The sequence below is a fragment of the Streptomyces sp. NPDC025806 genome, from assembly GCF_055558275.1.
In genome coordinates this window covers 59,701-76,584 of sequence record NZ_JBVHMU010000024.1, presented here as the reverse complement: position 1 = coordinate 76,584, position 16,884 = coordinate 59,701, and the positions used below count along the sequence as shown (strand labels likewise).

Below are 16,884 nucleotides of genomic sequence, written 5' to 3'. Positions count from 1 at the left end.
TGGGCCCGGTGGGCGGTCGTGGGGGGGGGGCCCCCCCCCCCCCCGCCCCGGGGCGCCCCCGCCCCCCCCCCCCCGCCCCCCCCCCCCCCCCCCCCCCCCCCCCCCCCCCCCCCCCCCCCCCCCCCCCCCCCCCCCCCCCCCCCCCCCCACCGGGCCCGCAGACGGACTCAGAAGCCGGCGGGCTCCACGTACACGCCCCACTCGTCGCGCAGGACGCCACAGATCTCACCCAGAGTCGCCTCCGCGCGGACCGCGTCGAGCATCGGGGCGATCATGTTCGACCCGTCCCGCGCGGCAGCGACCATCGCCTCGAGAGCGACCCGCACCTTCGCCTCGTCCCGGCCCCCCTTGCGGCCGGCGAGCTCGCGGACCTGCTCGCGCTCCACCTCGTGGCTGACCCGCAGGATCTCCAGATCCCCGGTGACGGACCCGTGGTGGACGTTGACGCCGACGACCCGCTTGTCGCCCTTCTCCAGGGACTGCTGGTACTGGAAGGCGGACTCGGCGATCTCGCCGGTGAACCAGCCGTCCTCGATGCCGCGCAGGATGCCCGAGGTGATCGGACCGATGGGGTGCTGCCCGTCGGGGTGCGCCCGCAGGCCCCGCTCCTTGATCTGGTCGAAGATCTTCTCGGCGTCGGCCTCGATGCGGTCGGTGAGCTGCTCGACGTACCAGGAACCGCCCAGCGGGTCGGCGACGTTGGCGACGCCGGTCTCCTCCATCAGCACCTGCTGGGTGCGCAGCGCGATCTCGGCGGCCTGCTCGCTGGGCAGCGCGAGGGTCTCGTCGAGGGCGTTGGTGTGCAGGGAGTTGGTGCCGCCGAGGACGGCGGAGAGGGCCTCGACCGCGGTGCGTACGACGTTGTTGTACGGCTGCTGGGCGGTGAGGGAGACACCGGCGGTCTGGGTGTGGAAGCGCAGCCACTGGGCCTTGTCGGTCTTGGCGCCGTAGACCTCCTTCATCCAGCGGGCCCAGATCCGGCGGGCGGCGCGGAACTTGGCGATCTCCTCGAAGAAGTCGAGGTGCGCGTCGAAGAAGAAGGACAGGCCGGGGGCGAAGACGTCGACGTCGAGGCCGCGGGAGAGGCCGAGCTCCACGTAGCCGAAGCCGTCGGCGAGGGTGTAGGCGAGCTCCTGCGCGGCCGTGGCTCCGGCCTCGCGGATGTGGTAGCCGGAGACCGAGAGCGGCTTGTACGCCGGGATGGAGGCGGCGCAGTGCTCCATCAGGTCGCCGATGAGGCGCAGATGGGGCTCGGGCTCGAAGAGCCACTCCTTCTGCGCGATGTACTCCTTGAAGATGTCGGTCTGGAGCGTGCCGTTGAGCACGGCCGGGTCGACGCCCTGGCGCTCGGCGGCGACCAGGTACATGCAGAAGACCGGGACGGCGGGGCCGCTGATCGTCATGGAGGTGGTGACGTCGCCGAGCGGGATGTCCTTGAAGAGGACCTCCATGTCGGCGGCGGAGTCGATGGCGACGCCGCAGTGGCCGACCTCGCCGAGCGAACGCGGGTCGTCGGAGTCGCGGCCCATGAGCGTGGGCATGTCGAAGGCGACGGAGAGACCGCCGCCGCCGGCCTTGAGGATCATCTTGTAGCGCTCGTTGGTCTGCTCCGCGTTGCCGAACCCGGCGAACTGGCGGATCGTCCACGTGCGGCCCCGGTAGCCGGTCGGGTACAGGCCGCGGGTGAACGGGTACTCGCCGGGCCAGCCGATCCGCTCGAAGCCCTCGTACGTGTCCCCGGGCCGTGGCCCGTAGACCGGGTCGACCGGATCACCGGACAGCGTGGTGAAGTCGGCGTCCCGCTTCCGGGCGGCGTCGTAACGGGCCTGCCAGCGACGGCGGCCCTCCTCGATGGCGTCAGCGTCCATGCTTCCCATGCCTTCGAATTTACTAGGACGTCCTAGTAAATGTCGATGGCAAACCGCCCGCAGCTCGTGCGGGCGGGGGGGTGTGCCGTTGACTCCTCGGCTTATGCCTCGGCGAGCTTCCGGCCGCCGTCGGCGACCTTGGCCTCCAGCTCGGCGGAGACCTTGCGCTCCACGAAGAAGGCGGCCGTCGGGATGGTGCCCGCGATCAGCACCCACAGCTGCTTGCCGACCGGCCACTTCGCCTTGGAGCCCAGGTCGAAGGCGCAGATCAGGTAGACGACGTAGAGCCAGCCGTGCGCGATGGCGATGACCTTGGTGATGTCGTCGGCCCCGTCCGTCTTGAACGCGTACTTCGCGATCATGCCGAGGCAGAGCAGGACGAGGAGGACACCGGTCACGAAGGCCATGACGCGGTAGCGGGTCAGCACGCTCTTCTTCATGCGTCGAGCGTAACCGTCCGTTTTGCGAGATCTTGAGGCGGGCCCGGTGGGCTCCGTCACGCCTCGTCGAAATCCTTCGCCGCCACCCGCAGCGGGCGGAGCATCGCGAAGATCTCGGCGCACTCCTCCGCGTCGTAGACGCCGAGGCCGAAGTCCATGGCCATCAGGTCGCGGGTGGCCGCCTCGACGACCTCGCGGCCCTTCTCCGTGATGGTGGCCAGCGTGCCGCGGCCGTCGTTGGGGTTCGGGCGCTTGGCGACGAGACCGGACCGCACGAGACGGTCGACGGTGTTCGTCACCGAGGTGGGGTGGACCATGAGCCGCTCACCGATCTTCGACATCGGCAGTTCGCCCGCCTTGGAGAAGGTGAGCAGCACCAGTGCCTCGTAGCGCGCGAAGGTGAGTCCGTACGGCTTGACGACGGAGTCGACCTCGCCGAGCAGGATCTGGTGCGCGCGCATGATCGAGGTGATCGCGGCCATGGACGGCACGGCACCCCAGCGTTGTTCCCAGAGTTCGTCGGCGCGGGCGATCGGATCGAAGGCAAGACTGAGCGGCTTCGGCACGCCCCAGACCATACCGGCCGGTCATATGGTGGTCAGCCCCGTCTCGCCCTTTGACCTCCCGGTCCGCGCGCTCGCCCGCACCTCGAAGGCCAGCGCGGTGCAGCAGACGGTGCCGAGCACACCGGCCGCGGTGACCGCCGCGGCGACCCCGAAGGTCTCGGCGGCCACTCCGGCGAGGGCCGCCCCGATGCCCTGGACGGTCATCAGGCCCGCGTTGTGCACGGTCATGGCGCGGCCCCGCAGTTCCTCGGGGAGTTCGTCGACGAACCAGCGGTCGACGCCGAGCGTGTACGCGAAGCCGAGCCCGGAGAGCAGCAGCAGGGGCAGCGTCGCGGCGAGGCCGGGGGTGGCCGCGTAGCCGGCGAGCGGCAGCAGGGTCAGGCAGGCCAGCGGGAGGGCGATCCGGGCGCGCGCGGCGGGCGAGAGGACGGATCCGGCGACGAGCTCGCCGCTGATCGTGCCGACGGCCATCGCGCACATGAGGAGGCCGACGGCGGAGGTGCCGGCGCCGATGTCGTCCGCGTACGCCGCCGCGAGGACCTCCGGAACGACGGAGAAGAGGGGCGGCACCCAGAGCAGGAGGACGAGGGCGCGCAGCCTGCGGTGGGCGAACAGCTGGCGGGCGCCGGCGAGGGAGTGGCTGATCAGGGCGCGGGGTTCGGGGGTGCGGGCGGGCCTGCGGCGGGTGCCGAGGCGCAGCAGCGCCGCCGAGCACAGGAACGTGACGACGGTGATGGCGAGGGCGCCGCGCGGGGGCAGGACGGTGAGCAGGACGCCGCCGAGGGCGAGGCCGCCGAGGACGGCGCTCTGCGAGACGATCCGCAGCAGGGAGCGGCCGAGCACGAACAGGTCGCCGTCGCCGAGCACGTCGGTGAGGGTGGCCATGCGGGTGCCGTTGAAGACGGGCGAGACGAGCGCGATGAGGAAGCGCAGGGCGAGCAGCGCGGCGACCGGGGTGACGGGCAGCGCCATCAGGAGCGCGCAGCCGGCGCAGAGCAGGTCGCAGGCGACGAGGACCCGGCGCGGCGGGTACCGGTCGGCGATCCCGGAGAGCAGGGTCCCGCCGATCGCGTACGGCAGGAACCCGAGGGCGAAGGTGAGCGCGCTGAGCAGCGGTGACCCGGAGAGCCGGTACACGAGCACGCTGAGCGAGATCTCGGCGACGACGACCCCGAAGAGGGAGGCGGCGTGCGCGACGAACACGGCCCGGAACTCGGCGACGCCGAAGAGCCGCCCGTAACCGGCGGCCGGTTCGTCCGTGGCGGCGCCGGGGTTCTGCTGTTGCTGCTGGTCCTGCGTCATGAGTCGACCCTGTCCCCGCGGCGGAGCCGGTCGTAGTGTTTCGGCTGGGGCCGAATGTTGGATCGGGGAGGAGCGCGGGCGTGGCGTTGTATCTGCATTTCGGGGAGAGCGATCTGCTGCGGTGCCGGTTCGCGGTGTCGCCGTTGTGGGAGACGCAGGACGCGATCCGCACGCTGGGGCGGCCGGACCGGCACGGGTATCACCTGCCCTGGCTGCGGCGGATCCGCGAGGCCGCGCGGGGGCTCGACCTGACGGCGGTGCGGCTGCTGATGCCGCGGCGCGGGCACACCCCGGACTTTCTCGGGCCGCCGCCGATCGGGCCGGCGGCGACGTTCGACGAGGAGCTCGCGGCGGTGCGGGCGACCGCGCCGGACGTGGCCCGCAAGGACCTCGCGCTGTCGCTGGCCTGCACGAAGGGCGCCGCCGAGACCCCGCAGGGGCGGGCGATGCTGGCCGATCCGGGGCGCGCGGTGCAGGAGCTCGCGGACACCCTGGAGCGGGCCTGGCAGGTGCTGGTGGAGCCGGACTGGCCCCGGCTGCGCGCGCTGCTCGAAGCGGATGTCGCGTACCACTCCGGGCGGTTGGCGCGGGTGGGTCTGGAGGGGCTGCTCTCGGAGCTGCATCCGCGGATCGACTGGGACCCGGCGACGCTGACGCTCACGGCCCGCGCGAGCAGCCACCGCCGCAGCCTGGACGGGCAGGGCCTGGTCCTCATGCCGAGTGTGTTCGCGTGGCCCGAGGTGATCAGCGGGTTCGAGCCCCCGTGGCAGCCCACCGTGGTGTACCCGGTGCGCGGGATCGGCGGCCTGTGGACGCAGCCGTCCGGTGCCGCTCCGGAGGCGCTCGCCGGGATCCTGGGCCGCCGTCGCGCGGACGTGCTGAGCGCGCTCGGCGCCCCGACCTCGACGAGCGCGCTGGCCCACACCCTGGGCCTGGCCCCGTCCTCCGTGTCGGCCCATCTGACGGCGCTGCGCGCGGCCGGCCTGCTCACCACGCACCGGCAGGGCCATCAGGTCCTGTACGAGCGGACACCGCTGGGCGGCGCGCTGGTGACGGGCGGCCAGGAGGAGCCGTGAGCCGGGCCTGATCGGCGGAACTCCGGGTGCTGTCGTCCCGATTGCACAGGTTTGGGCAGGTTCTCTCCGTAGCATGCGGCACGCACCACCCCGCTCCGCACGACCCCGCCTTCGTACGACCCCGCTCCGAACCACTCGCTCCGAACCTGGGGGCAGGATGCCCGTCCCGTCCGTCCGTCCACCGGTCCGCGGCCTCGCGCTCGCCGCCGCCGCACTCCTCCTGACCACCCTCGCCGCCGGCTGCGCCGACGCCGGCCGCGAGGGCCGCGCCGCCACCTCCGCCGGGCGCACCGCCCCCGGCCGCGCCACCGACGACTCCCCGTTCTGGGTCGACCCCGAGTCCTCCGCCGCCCTCCAGGCGGAGACCTGGCAGAAGCAGGGGCGCACCGCCGACGCCGAGGCGATCCGGCGGATCTCCGCGCACCCGCAGGGCATGTGGGTGCCCGGCGACTATCCGCGTCCGGCGATCGCCCAGGCGGGCACGCAGGCGAAGAAGGCCGACAAGACCCTGGTCCTGGTCGCCTACAACATCCCGCACCGGGACTGCGGCCAGCACTCGGCCGGCGGCGCGCACAGCGCGGACTTCTACTACCAGTGGATCGACGCGTTCGCGACGGGCATCGGCGACGCGAAGGCCCTCGTCGTCCTCGAACCGGACGCGCTCGGCCACATCGTCGACGGCTGCACCCCCGCCGAGTACCAGGAGGAGCGCTACCAGCTGATCTCCGGCGCGATCGACCGGCTGAAGAAGCAGCCGAACACGAAGGTGTACCTCGACGCGGGGAACCCGGCGTGGATCCCGGACGCGTCGAAACTGGTGGAGCCGCTGCGCCGGGCCGGTGTCGACCGGGCCGACGGCTTCGCCCTCAACGTCTCCAACTTCCAGACGGACGCGGCCAGTACGGCGTACGGACGGCAGCTGTCGCAGCGGCTGGGCGGCGCGCACTTCGTCGTGGACACGAGCCGCAACGGCGCGGGGCCCTACGGCGACGGCCAGGCGGAGGCGTGGTGCAATCCGCCCGGCCGCGCGCTCGGCAAGGCGCCGACCACGAACACGGGTGATCCGCTGGTCGACGCCTTCCTGTGGGTCAAGCGGCCCGGCGAGTCGGACGGGACCTGCCGGAGCGGCCCGCCCGCGGGAAAGTGGTGGGCCGACTACGCGCTGGGCCTGGCCCGCGGCGCGAAGTCCTGACGCCCACCACTCCCCCGTACCGCGCGGGAACCGCTAGTCGTCCGAGCCGACCTTGATCCACTTCGCCTCGGACGACACACCGTCGGCGTCCGACACGAAGAGCATGTACCAGCCCGGCGGCACCAGCGTCGGGTCCTTCGGGACGTCGACGGTGACTGCGCCCTTCCCCTTCTTCACGCCGAGTTCGATCGAGCGCTGCTCCACGTCCGTCGTGTGGGTCACGGCGGACGGGCGCATGAGACGCGCCTTCACGATGCGGTCGGCCTGGTCCGTGGCGAACGTCGCCCGGTGACTGTCCGGCAGTTCCTCGGGCCCCTTGCCGAGAACCGGCCGCTTTCCGGCGGCCCGGTGCAGCGCGGGCGGCGTGAAGATCTCCATGCGCTGCTCGAAGTGGCCCAGCTTGGTGTTCTGCTGGTCGTCGAAGAGCGGGTCGGAGCCGAAGGTGGCCACCCGGCCGTCGGGCAGCAGCAGCGCCTCCGAGTGGTAGTTGCGGCCGACCTTGGGCGACGCGGCCTCGTGGAAGGCGTTGTCCTTCGGGTCGTAGAACTGCGCCGCGAGGATGTTGCTGGCGCTGCGCCCGCGGTAGTCGGAGGAGCCGTTCGTGGTGAACACGGTGTCGTCCGGCATGATCACGCTGTTCAGGTAGCGGGTGCCCTGCGGGAGGTCGGGTCCCGTCTTGAAGGACGGGTTCTTCTCCTTGAGGTCCACCACCGAGGTGCGCGCCGTCGCCCGCTTGGACTCGCCGACGCCTCCGCCGCCGAGCACCATCACCTTCTGGTCCTGCGCCGGCGGCAGCAGCAGCGACGCCGAAGTCTCCGTCTCGTCCTGGTCGACGAGGCCCGGCACCTTCTCGAACGTGTTGGTCTTCAGGTCCCACAGACCCGGCTGCCGGCCCTTGGTCGCCGGCCCGTACCCGGCGTTGGACGCTGGATAGAAGAGCTTGCCGCCCTTGGTGAGGAAGAGCGCCGGGTACGTCGGGAAGTACCGCTTGGGGCCCATCGACCACTTCTTGGTCTCGGGGTCGTAGATCTCGTTGTCGCCGGGGTCGATGACGCCGACGTCGTCGAGCCCGGACACCGCGAGCACCCGGCCGTCCTCCAGGCCGACCAGCGTCGGGTACCAGCGGGCCTTCTCCATCGGGTCGACCGGTACGTACTTCTCGGCGACGGGGTCGAACTCGTAGGCCTCCCTGATCCCCTGGAAGTCCTCCTTGTCCATGGTGATCTTCTCGGAGATCCCGTAGACGTTGTCGGCGTCCTTGCCGTCGAGTCCCTCGATCTCGTACTGGGCCTGCTTCTTCGTCTCGTACTGCTTGCCCTTGTGGGCGGCCTGCACGAAGACGCGGGCCTCGCTCGCCTTGACCGTGGTCTTCCAGGGCTGCATGACGCCCCGGCGGTTGTACGTGATCTGCTGCTTGCGCTGGGCCTTGGGGACGGTGACGTCGAACTGGGAGACGTACTCGACGCCCGACGGCGAGCGGAACTTCGTGCCCTTCTTGAGGACCATCTCCTTGTCGGGGCTCTCGTTCTTGACGCGCATGCCGCCGCCGGCCTTGGTGACCTCGCCGTCGAGCTGCTCGTAGCGGGCGGTGCCGCCGGCCACCAGGAGCTTGCCGGAGGGCAGTTGGGCGTGGCCGCCGCAGAAGAAGTCGACGGGGGTGGGGATCTTCTTGAAGGTGTTCGCCCTCGGGTCCCACAGCACGGTGTCGAAGGACCCCGCGTCGAACTTCTTCTGCTCGTTGCCCGAGCCGGCGACGATCAGGACCTTGCCGGTGTGCAGGAGCGCCGCGTGGATGGCGTTGGTGCGGTACTCCTTCGGGATCGAGACCTGGCTCCAGGAGCCGTACTGCGCCTGGTACTCGGGCTGCGCGATCTTCCAGTCGTAGTACTGCTCGGAGGCGAAGGTCCAGGCGGCCGGTGCGTTGAGTCCGACGAGGAGGGCGACCGCGCTCGCCGTCAGGACGCTCTTCTTCATGCGCGGGGAAGGCCGGTAGGCCATGGATCAGTTCCCTCCTGTGCTCGGGCTGGACATGCCGGAGGCGACGGCGAGGGCCGGCTCCGGTTCGGGCTCGGCGACGGGCGCGGCCGCCGGGCGGCGCCGGCGCTCGGTGACGGCCCAGACGACGGCCGGGGCGAGCGCGATGCACAGGGCGAGGACCGCCCAGGTGCGCATGGCCGCGTGGGTGTGGTCGAGGACGACGGACGCCGCGAGGGACGCGGCGAGGACACCGGCCCAGGCCAGGTGGATGCGGAAGGTCAGCGGCCGGTCGGGGCTGGCGTCGCCGCCCTTGGGGGTGACCACGAAGCGGCTGGGGCGGCGCAGCAGGGCCGCGCCGAGCGACTTCAGGTAGATGGGCGCGGAGATGGCCGACATCGCCATGCCGGCGAGTCCGCCGGAGCCGGTGGGTTCGTGCGGCGAGACGTTGTGCCGCCGGTTCCACAGGTAGAGGCCGATCTGGAGCGCGGCGGCGTCGCTGTAGAGCATGAGCCACACGGACGCGGACACCTCGGTGCCGGAGGCCCCGAACCAGAGGAACAGCACGCAACTGAGCACACCGAGCAGCCAGTTGACGGCCGTCATGGGGTAGTAGACGAGCATCATCGTGTACGAGAAGAGGCGGCCCGGGGGCATCGAGAACGGCGCCTTCCAGTACTGCTTGAACAGCGTCTCGTAGGTGCCGCGCGACCAGCGCATCTGCTGGGTGAAGAAGTCCGTCCAGGAGGCGGGGCCCTCGCCGACGGCGAGCACGTCGGGGGTGTAGACGGAGCGCCAGTGGGCCCGGGTGAGCGGGTTGCGGTGGCGGTGGATCTCGAAGCCGGTGGCCATGTCCTCGGTGATCGAGTCGACGAGGCCGCCGATCTGGCGCAGGGCGCTGATCCGGACGACGTTGTTCGTGCCGACGAACATGGGGGCGCGGTAGCGGTTGCCGGCCCGCTGGATCAGCGCGTGGAAGAGGAACTGCTGGGACTCGGCGGCCTTGGTGACCGGGGAGGTGTAGTTGCCGTACACCTGGGGGCCGACGACGAAGGCGATGTCCGGGTCGCGGAAGTAGCCCATCGTGCGTTCGAGGAACTCGGGGTGCGGCACGTGGTCGGTGTCGACGGACGCGAAGAACTCGTAGCCGCCGCCGTGCATCGCGAGCCAGGCGTTGTAGTTGCCGTGCTTCGTGCGGGTCTTGTGCGGGCCCTTCTCCCGGTTCCACTCCGGTACACCGTGGCGGGTGAAGTGGCGGACGCCGAGCTCGGCGCACAGGGCCTTGGCGGCGGGGTCGTCGCCCTCGTCGAGGAGCCAGACGTCGAAGGGTCCGTCGTGCCGGATCCGGACCGCCCCTTCGAGGGTGGCGCGCACCATCGCGAGGGGTTCCTTGCCGGGGACGTACGTGGTGAGGAACGCGACCCGGGTGCCCGGTTCGGGGACCACCGGCACGGGGTCCCGGGCGACCATCGTCGCGTGGGCGATGGATATGACGTTGACGACCATGAACAGCTCGATGAGCCCGATGGACACGAGCATCACGATGTCGAGTCCGACGAGCCAGCTGTCGCCGCCCTCGCGCTCGACCCAGTGGCTGGGCCAGACGAGGTAGACGAGGAGGACTCCGGTGAGCACCGGCGCCAGGGTCATCAGCAGGACGGCGCGTATTCGGCGGGGCTCGCGCGAGAGCAGAGATGCGTACTGGACCCGGTAGCGGCCCCGGCCGGACGGCTGGGTCAGCGGTCCGGCGAGCCGGCTGTAGGTGTCGTAGTCGTAGCCCTCAGGCCGCACAGCGCCCTCCAGGATCTGGTGTTCGGCCGTATCGATACCCTCACCAAAAGGGACATCTACGGGCGTGTCGAACCAGAAGGGGGCGGACGAGTGAGTGGTAGGGCCAAGCAGGGGAGTTGAGCGGCGCGGGCGGTTTGGCCCGCGCCGCCTGACGGCGTGTCGGCTCGGGACTAGCCGGCGGTGAGGTGTCGCTCGACGGTGTCGACCTTCGACGTCAGACCGTCGGTGACGCCGGGTCGGATGTCGGCCTTGAGGACGAGCGAGACGCGCGGGGCGCGCTCCTCGACGGCGGCGACGGCGCGCTTGACGACGTCCATGACCTCGTCCCAGGACTCGCCCTCGATCGAGGTGAACATCGCGTCGGTGCGGTTCGGCAGTCCGGACTCGCGGACGACGCGGACGGCGTCGGCGACGTACTCCCCCACGTCCTCGCCGACCCCGAGCGGGGTCACGGAGAAGGCGACGATCATGCGTTGACCACGCCTTCCTTGCGGGCGCGGGAGGCGATGACCGCGCTCTCGGCCTCGCGCTTGAGCTTGCGCTCGGCGAAGAAGCCGCCGGTGGGCAGGACGGAGAGGACGAAGTAGAGCGCGGCGGTGCCGAAGCTCCACTTCGTGCGGTTCCAGGCGTCCAGCCAGAAGATGACGTAGAGGACGAAGAGGATGCCGTGCACCGCGCCCATGACCGGCACCGCGTTGAAGTCCGTCGTGCGCTTGAGCACGGAGCACACGAGGAGCAGGAGGAAGGAGACGGCCTCCGGTCCGGAGACCAGGCGGAGGCGTCGGAGGGCGGAGGCGGTCTTGATGTCCACGGGGCACCTTCGGCAGAAGTTCTTTGTCAGGACATGACGATCTTGTGAACGTGCGCACAAGCGTTTCCATTGTGGCACCGCCTCCCCCGTGCCCTGTCGGCGGGCTCCCCGGTCCCGATACCGTCGACCCCGTGGCAACGTTCCGACTCCAGGGCAGCAAGATGCTGGCCGTCGACATGACGGGCGACAGCGTCAGAGCGAAGAACGGGTCGATGGTCGCGTACGACGGCCGGATGGCCTTCAAGAAGCTGAGCGGGGGTGGCGAGGGGATCCGGGGGATGGTGACCCGGCGCATCACGGGCGAGCAGCTGACGGTGATGGAGGTGAAGGGGCAGGGCACCTGCTGGTTCGCGGACCGGGCGAGCGAGATCAATCTGGTGGACCTGCGCGGGGACAAGCTCTACGTCGAGTCGAGCAATCTGCTGTGCACGGACGCGGGCCTGCGCACCGGCACGAGCTTCACGGGCCTGCGCGGCGCCTCGCAGGGCAACGGGCTGTTCACGACGACCGTCGAGGGCCACGGCCAGGCGGCGATCATGAGCGACGGCCCGGCCGTGGTGCTGCGCGTCAGCCGCCAGTACCCGCTGACCGTGGACCCGGGCGCGTACGTCGCCCACCAGGGGAACCTGAGTCAGTCGTTCCAGTCGGGCGTCACCTTCCGTACGTTCCTGGGAGAGGGAGGCGGCGAGGCCTTCCAGATCTGCTTCGAGGGCGACGGGCTCGTCTACGTCCAGCCCAGCGAGCGGAACACGATCGCGGGGGATGTGTGACATGGCCTTCCGTGAGATCAACTCGAAGATGATCGAGGCGACGGTCCTGCCGGGGCAGCGCCTCTACAGCCAGCGCGGCGCGATGCTCGCGTACAAGGGGGACGTGTCCTTCACGCCCAACGTGCAGAGCGGGCAGGGCGGGCTGATGTCGATGATCGGGCGTCGGATAGCCGGTGAGGCGGCGCCGCTGATGACGGTCGAGGGCAGCGGCACGGTCCTGTTCGGGCACGGCGGACACCACATCCAGATCATCGAGCTGACGGGCGACACCCTCTACGTGGAGGCGGACCGGCTGCTCGCGTTCGACGGGGCGCTGCGCCAGGGCACGATGTTCCTCGGCTCGCAGGGCGGCGTGATGGGCATGGTGCGGGGGCAGGTCAGCGGCCAGGGCCTGTTCACGACGACGCTCCAGGGGCACGGCGCGGTGGCCGTCATGGCGCACGGCGGGGTCGTCGAGGTGCCGATCACCCCGGGCCGCGAGGTGCATGTCGACCCGCAGGCGTACGTCGCCCACCACGGGGACGTGCGCAACAGGCTGTCGACGGCGCTCGGCTGGCGGGACATGGTGGGGCGCGGCAGCGGCGAGGCGTTCCAGCTGGAGCTGAGCGGCAGCGGCGCGGTGTACGTGCAGGCCTCGGAGGAGAAGCTGTGACGAGTGGACCCGCGGTGTTCGACCCGGCGACCCTGCCGGCGGACGACAACGTGAACGCGTACACCTTCTGCGTGGAACTGAAGGGCGGCGGCCAGGGCGGCAGCGGTCGGTGGTTCCTGCAGAAGGGGAAGATGATCGCCTACTACGGGAGCATCGACTTCAACGGGATCGGGCACGGCCGCCTCGACCGGCTCGTGCGCACCTCGTTCCACTCCCCGCTGCACGCGAGCGACTGGGTGGTGGCGGAGGGCAGCGGCAAGATGCTGCTCGCCGACCGGGCCTTCGATGTGAACTCCTACGACCTGGATGACGGGAATCTGACCATCCGGGCGGGCAACCTGCTTGCTTTTCAGCCAACTCTGGCACTGAAGCAATCGATCGTGCCGGGTTTCCTGACGCTCATTGGCACCGGCAAATTCGTGGCGGCCTCCAACGGCCCCGTCGTCTTCATGGAGCCGCCGATCCGGGTGGATCCGCAGGCGCTCGTCGGCTGGGCCGACTGCCCGTCACCGTGCCACCACTACGACCACGGTTATCTGACGGGCGTGATCGGCGGTCTACGTGCGATGACGGGGATCGGCGGGGTCTCCGGCGAGGAGCACCAGTTCGAGTTCGTGGGGGCCGGCACGGTGTTGTTGCAGTCCAGCGAGTCGTTGATGCCCGAACAGGCGACGGGTGACGTACCTCACCAGGCCGGTGTTCCAGGCGGCGCGCCGGGCGGACACACAGGCTCCACAGGTCAGCCATCCGTACCGCGCCTTCCCGGACAGCTCGGCGACCTCCAGCGTCGCTTCGGGCTGTGAGCGGTAATCTGCGGAGTGTGACGTCGAACGCGTGAACCCATCGGGGGGACGACTGGTGCACACCGGGGTGGGCGGCGTCACAAGTCCCAGATTCGTTCGCCTTTCAACTTTTTAGGTAGACTCGATCACATGGAGACCCAGACGGCCACGCCGTGGCTGACCGACGAGGAACAGTGCGCCTGGCGCACCCACCTGGAGGTCAACAGGCTGCTGAACTATCAGCTGGAACGAGACCTCCAGCCGTTCGGCCTGACGATGAACGACTACGAGATCCTGGTCAACCTCTCGGAGGCGGAAGACCAGCGGATGCGGATGAGCGACCTCGCGGCCGCCACCCTGCAGTCCAAGAGCCGCCTCTCGCACCAGATCACCCGGATGGAGAACGCGGGCCTGGTCCGCCGGGAGAACTGCGCCTCCGACCGGCGCGGGCTCTTCACCGTGCTGACCGATCACGGTCTGGAGACCATGCGCCAGGTCGCCCCGCACCACGTGGCGTCCGTGCGCCGGCACTTCATCGACCTCGTGCCGGGCGAGGATCTGGCGGGGCTGCGCAAGGCGCTCGGCCCGATCGCCGAACACTTGCGTTCGCAGCGCGGCAAACCCTGAGCGAGCCGGACGGCGCGGCCGGGCAGCGCACGGAGGACCGCCGACCTTCTCCGTCAAGCGCCCGGCCCGTCAGCTTTGCCCTCCGGTTTCTCTTCCGGTCTCTCTTCCGGGCAGCGTGAGTTCGAACAGCGCGCCGCCCTCGGGCGCGGTGCGCACCGTCAGGGTGCCCCCGTGCCGCTCGGCCACGTCCCGGGCGATGGCGAGGCCCAGACCCGCCCCGCCACCGTCACGGGACCGGGCGTCGTCGAGCCGTACGAACCGCTCGAAGACCCGCTCCCGCTCCGCCTCCGGCACCCCGTCGCCGTCGTCCGCGACCAGCAGGCGCGCAGGCCGGCCCGCGCCGCCGCCCTCCACCGTGACCCGCACCCTCGTCCGGGCGTGCCGCTGCGCGTTGTCGACCAGGTTCGCCACGACCCGGGCCAACTGGCCCCGCGAACCCGTCACCCGGGCCTCGCCCCGCGTCGCCGCCTCCACCGGCACCCGGTCCCCGACCCGCTGGGACAGCTCCTCGCGCACCAGCGCGGCCAGGTCCACGGCCGTGCCGCCCGGCCGCTCCCCCGCGTCGAGCCGGGCCAGCAGCAGCAGATCCGCGGCCAGCTCCTGGAGGCGTACGGTGTCCTCGACCGCGCCCGGCACATCGAGCAACTCCGGGTGTGCCGCGCCCACTTCGAGCTGGGTGCGCAGCGAGGCGATCGGGCTGCGCAGCTCGTGCGAGGCGTCCGCCACGAACCGGCGCTGGCGCTCCACCGAGTCGGCCAGCGCGGCCAGTGTCTCGTTCGTCGTCCGGGCCAGGCGGGCCACCTCGTCGTGCGTGTCCGGGACCGGGACGCGGCGGCCCAGGTCGCGGGAGGCGGTGATCGCGGCCATCTCGGCGCGGATGCCCTCGACCGGGCGCAGCGCCCGCCGCGTCACCAGCCAGGTCACCCCGGCGACGACCACGAGCAGCACCGGGAAGCCGATCAGCATCGCCGTCGACGCCGTCGTCACCGCGCTGCGCTCCGCGGCGAGGGGCGCGCCTGCGTACACCGTGAGGTCGCCGCGCGGGGTGTCGTCGACCTCCACGGCGGCGAAGCGGTAGTCGGCCGTGTCGCCGTCGATCGTCGCCCTGCCGTCGGTGTAGCGGGTGTCGTCGGAGACCTCGGGGCGAATGGACGCGCTGTCGTCCTCGTCGTCGTCCCGGCCGCCGCCCGCCGGGGCTCCCTCGGCCGGGCGGACCTGCTCCGTCGCGGTGCCGGTGACGCGCTCCAGATCCTCGGTCGCGGCGAGCAGCCGGCCGTCGTCGTCGACCACCTGGACCGGCGCGTCGCCGTCGTCCAGGTCGATCGCGTCCGTCGCCCGCTGGGTGACGAGAGTGGTCGCGACCCGGCGGGCCGCGGAGTCCGCCACCCGGTCCGCCTCACCGGTGAGACTGCTGCGCAGGGCGAGGACCAGGGACGTACCGGCCGCGACCAGGGCCACCGCGACGACGAGGGTCGCGGCGAGGGTGGCCCGCGCCCGTACGGAGCCGAGGCGGCGGCTCATCGGGGGGCCTCCAGGCGGTAGCCGGCGCCGCGCACCGTGCGGATGAGGTCCGCGCCGAGCTTGCGGCGCAGGGCGCTGACGTACACCTCGACGATGTTCGGGTCGCCCTCGTACGCGAAGTCCCAGACGTGCTCCAGGATCCCGCTCTTCGACACGACCTCGCCGCGGCGCAGCACGAGCTGTTCCAGCACGGCGAACTCCTTGGCCGTGAGCGGGACTTCGGTGCCGCCGTCCCGGGTGGACGTGACCCTGCGGGCGCCCGTGTCCACCGCGTACGGGCCGATGGTGTGCACGGGGTTCGCGCTGCCGGTGCGGCCTCGGCGGCGGAGCAGGGCCTTCACGCGGGCGACGAGCACGACGTAGGAGAACGGCTTCGTCAGATAGTCGTCCGCGCCCGTGTCCAGGCCCTCCGCCTCGTCGTACTCGCCGTCCTTCGCCGTGAGCATCAGGATCGGGACGTCGTGGCCGGCGGCGCGCAGGGTCGCGCAGACGCGGTAGCCGTTCATGCCGGGCAGCATGATGTCGAGGACGACCAGGTCGTACGTCCCCTCGCTCGCGCGGTGCAGGCCCTCGATGCCGTCGTGGACGACGTCCACGGCGTAGCCCTCGGCGGTGAGCCCCGCCGCCAGCGACAGGGCGAGGCGTTTCTCGTCCTCCACGATCAACAGGCGCATGGGGCTCAGGGTGGCAGGTCGAACCTGAAGGAGTCTTCAGGGTCCTTCAGCGGGGCTTCAGCATCGGTCGGGCAGCGTGGTCCCCGTCGAACCGAACCGGCCCACCGAACCCTTGGAACGGGAGTTCTCATGAAGCGCCGTACCCTCGCTCTCTCCGCCGTCGCCGCCGCCGTGGTGCTCGGCGCGGGCACCGCCACGACGGTCGCCTTCGCCGGGGAGGACGACGACGACCGTACGTCCACGTCGGCGTCGGCCTCGCATGCCGACCGGGACGACGACGACCGCGACGAGGCCGCTCCCACGAAGGCGAACACGAAGACGAAGCTGAGCGCCGAGGACGCGATCGCGGCGGCGCTGCGCCACACGTCCGGGACCGCCACGGGCGCCGAGCTGGACTCCGACGACGGCCGCCTCGTCTGGGACGTCGATGTCATCGGCTCGGGGAACAAGTGGCACCACGTCGAGGTCGACCCCGCCACGGGCAAGGTGCTCGGCTCGCACGTGGAGCGGGACGACGACGGTGACGATGACGACGACTCGGCGGAGCGGGTGTCCTCGGTCCTCGGCGACGCGTCGACGTCGGCGGTGGACGCGGTGCGGGCCGCCTCCACGAAGGGGAAGGTCACGTCGGTGGACCTGGACGACCGGGTGTGGGAGGTCGAGACGACGGGGTCGAACGGCGCGGAGCGGGACTGGCGGGTCCCGCTGAACACGGTCACGGTGACCCCGTCCCTCGACGACTGACCCGCCTGGGGCGGCACCCGGCGCCGGGCGCGCGGAGCGATCGGCCTCGCCACCCAGCGCCGCCGTCGGGACGGAGGATCATCGCCGAGTACCG

Annotated in this window: 17 protein-coding genes; 7 read left to right on the top strand and 10 right to left on the bottom strand. The window is 71.3% G+C overall.

What is annotated here, in order from left to right:
- Positions 1-167: 167 nt before the first annotated feature.
- From ACZ4E1_RS35995 to ACZ4E1_RS35980, 4 genes are all read right to left on the bottom strand, one after another.
- Entirely contained in the window at positions 168-1,868 is a 1,701-nt protein-coding gene (locus ACZ4E1_RS35995; protein ID WP_467547524.1) for an acyl-CoA mutase large subunit family protein, read from the bottom strand.
- A 101-nt stretch (positions 1,869-1,969) separates the two neighbouring features.
- On the bottom strand, positions 1,970-2,308 hold the full coding sequence (locus tag ACZ4E1_RS35990; protein ID WP_467547489.1) for a DUF3817 domain-containing protein: 339 nt from the start codon (positions 2,306-2,308) through the stop codon (positions 1,970-1,972).
- Positions 2,309-2,364: 56 nt separating this feature from the next.
- Positions 2,365-2,874: a MarR family winged helix-turn-helix transcriptional regulator gene (locus ACZ4E1_RS35985; RefSeq protein ID WP_399131456.1), complete on the bottom strand. Its 510-nt coding sequence runs from the start codon at positions 2,872-2,874 to the stop codon at positions 2,365-2,367.
- Positions 2,875-2,895: 21 nt separating this feature from the next.
- Positions 2,896-4,176 (bottom strand): MFS transporter, encoded by a 1,281-nt coding sequence (locus ACZ4E1_RS35980; RefSeq protein WP_467547487.1) that lies wholly within the window; start codon positions 4,174-4,176, stop codon positions 2,896-2,898.
- An 80-nt stretch (positions 4,177-4,256) separates the two neighbouring features.
- Here ACZ4E1_RS35980 and ACZ4E1_RS35975 point away from each other — a divergent pair, with 80 nt between their 5' ends.
- Together ACZ4E1_RS35975 and ACZ4E1_RS35970 are read left to right on the top strand one after the other, a co-directional pair.
- Entirely contained in the window at positions 4,257-5,252 is a 996-nt protein-coding gene (locus ACZ4E1_RS35975; protein ID WP_467547485.1) for an ArsR/SmtB family transcription factor, read from the top strand.
- Positions 5,253-5,409: 157 nt separating this feature from the next.
- The gene (locus ACZ4E1_RS35970; RefSeq protein ID WP_467547483.1) at positions 5,410-6,444 is read left to right on the top strand and encodes a glycoside hydrolase family 6 protein; all 1,035 of its coding nucleotides are present in this window, start codon (positions 5,410-5,412) and stop codon (positions 6,442-6,444) included.
- 33 nt (positions 6,445-6,477) lie between these two features.
- Here the strand turns inward: ACZ4E1_RS35970 and glxA are convergent, their stop codons facing one another.
- The 4 genes from glxA to ACZ4E1_RS35950 all read right to left on the bottom strand — a co-directional run bounded on the left by glxA (position 6,478) and on the right by ACZ4E1_RS35950 (position 11,020).
- Positions 6,478-8,442, bottom strand: a complete 1,965-nt coding sequence (glxA, locus tag ACZ4E1_RS35965) for a radical copper oxidase GlxA (protein ID WP_467547481.1) — start codon at positions 8,440-8,442, stop codon at positions 6,478-6,480.
- A gap of 3 nt (positions 8,443-8,445) precedes the next feature.
- Positions 8,446-10,209, bottom strand: coding sequence for a glycosyltransferase family 2 protein (locus ACZ4E1_RS35960; protein ID WP_467547479.1), 1,764 nt, complete (start codon positions 10,207-10,209; stop codon positions 8,446-8,448).
- Positions 10,210-10,379: 170 nt separating this feature from the next.
- A complete protein-coding gene (locus tag ACZ4E1_RS35955; RefSeq protein ID WP_467547477.1) occupies positions 10,380-10,679 on the bottom strand; it encodes an MTH1187 family thiamine-binding protein in 300 nt (99 codons plus the stop codon).
- The gene (locus ACZ4E1_RS35950) at positions 10,676-11,020 is read right to left on the bottom strand and encodes a DUF3817 domain-containing protein (RefSeq protein ID WP_467547475.1); all 345 of its coding nucleotides are present in this window, start codon (positions 11,018-11,020) and stop codon (positions 10,676-10,678) included. Before ACZ4E1_RS35950 ends, ACZ4E1_RS35955 begins: the two co-directional genes overlap by 4 nt.
- 131 nt (positions 11,021-11,151) lie before the next feature.
- Between ACZ4E1_RS35950 and ACZ4E1_RS35945 the strand changes: the two genes are divergently transcribed.
- The 4 genes from ACZ4E1_RS35945 to ACZ4E1_RS35930 all read left to right on the top strand — a co-directional run bounded on the left by ACZ4E1_RS35945 (position 11,152) and on the right by ACZ4E1_RS35930 (position 13,851).
- Positions 11,152-11,790 carry an AIM24 family protein gene (locus ACZ4E1_RS35945; RefSeq protein ID WP_467547473.1) on the top strand — a complete coding sequence of 213 codons (639 nt, stop codon included), beginning with the start codon at positions 11,152-11,154 and terminating at the stop codon, positions 11,788-11,790.
- Position 11,791: 1 nt separating this feature from the next.
- Positions 11,792-12,442: an AIM24 family protein gene (locus ACZ4E1_RS35940; protein ID WP_467547471.1), complete on the top strand. Its 651-nt coding sequence runs from the start codon at positions 11,792-11,794 to the stop codon at positions 12,440-12,442.
- 14 nt (positions 12,443-12,456) lie between these two features.
- Positions 12,457-13,245 carry an AIM24 family protein gene (locus ACZ4E1_RS35935; RefSeq protein WP_467547469.1) on the top strand — a complete coding sequence of 263 codons (789 nt, stop codon included), beginning with the start codon at positions 12,457-12,459 and terminating at the stop codon, positions 13,243-13,245.
- A 129-nt stretch (positions 13,246-13,374) separates the two neighbouring features.
- Positions 13,375-13,851 (top strand): MarR family winged helix-turn-helix transcriptional regulator, encoded by a 477-nt coding sequence (locus tag ACZ4E1_RS35930; RefSeq protein WP_467547468.1) that lies wholly within the window; start codon positions 13,375-13,377, stop codon positions 13,849-13,851.
- Between the two features lie 69 nt (positions 13,852-13,920).
- Here ACZ4E1_RS35930 and ACZ4E1_RS35925 read toward each other — a convergent pair whose 3' ends face one another.
- Complete coding sequence (locus ACZ4E1_RS35925; protein WP_467547466.1) at positions 13,921-15,372, bottom strand: ATP-binding protein; 1,452 nt, start codon at positions 15,370-15,372, stop codon at positions 13,921-13,923.
- Positions 15,369-16,046: a response regulator transcription factor gene (locus ACZ4E1_RS35920; RefSeq protein WP_467547464.1), complete on the bottom strand. Its 678-nt coding sequence runs from the start codon at positions 16,044-16,046 to the stop codon at positions 15,369-15,371. Before ACZ4E1_RS35920 ends, ACZ4E1_RS35925 begins: the two co-directional genes overlap by 4 nt.
- A gap of 129 nt (positions 16,047-16,175) precedes the next feature.
- Between ACZ4E1_RS35920 and ACZ4E1_RS35915 the strand changes: the two genes are divergently transcribed.
- Entirely contained in the window at positions 16,176-16,790 is a 615-nt protein-coding gene (locus ACZ4E1_RS35915) for a PepSY domain-containing protein (RefSeq protein ID WP_467547462.1), read from the top strand.
- The last annotated feature ends 94 nt before the right edge of the window (positions 16,791-16,884 follow it).

Coding starts and splice junctions, on each gene's coding strand:
- ACZ4E1_RS35995 (WP_467547524.1), bottom strand. CDS start 1,868: ATGGACGCTGACGCCATCGAGGAGGGCCGCCGTCGCTGGCAGGCCCGT.
- ACZ4E1_RS35990 (WP_467547489.1), bottom strand. CDS start 2,308: ATGAAGAAGAGCGTGCTGACCCGCTACCGCGTCATGGCCTTCGTGACC.
- ACZ4E1_RS35980 (WP_467547487.1), bottom strand. CDS start 4,176: ATGACGCAGGACCAGCAGCAACAGCAGAACCCCGGCGCCGCCACGGAC.
- ACZ4E1_RS35970 (WP_467547483.1), top strand. CDS start 5,410: ATGCCCGTCCCGTCCGTCCGTCCACCGGTCCGCGGCCTCGCGCTCGCC.
- glxA (WP_467547481.1), bottom strand. CDS start 8,442: ATGGCCTACCGGCCTTCCCCGCGCATGAAGAAGAGCGTCCTGACGGCG.
- ACZ4E1_RS35955 (WP_467547477.1), bottom strand. CDS start 10,679: ATGATCGTCGCCTTCTCCGTGACCCCGCTCGGGGTCGGCGAGGACGTG.
- ACZ4E1_RS35940 (WP_467547471.1), top strand. CDS start 11,792: ATGGCCTTCCGTGAGATCAACTCGAAGATGATCGAGGCGACGGTCCTG.
- ACZ4E1_RS35930 (WP_467547468.1), top strand. CDS start 13,375: ATGGAGACCCAGACGGCCACGCCGTGGCTGACCGACGAGGAACAGTGC.
- ACZ4E1_RS35925 (WP_467547466.1), bottom strand. CDS start 15,372: ATGAGCCGCCGCCTCGGCTCCGTACGGGCGCGGGCCACCCTCGCCGCG.
- ACZ4E1_RS35920 (WP_467547464.1), bottom strand. CDS start 16,046: ATGCGCCTGTTGATCGTGGAGGACGAGAAACGCCTCGCCCTGTCGCTG.
- ACZ4E1_RS35915 (WP_467547462.1), top strand. CDS start 16,176: ATGAAGCGCCGTACCCTCGCTCTCTCCGCCGTCGCCGCCGCCGTGGTG.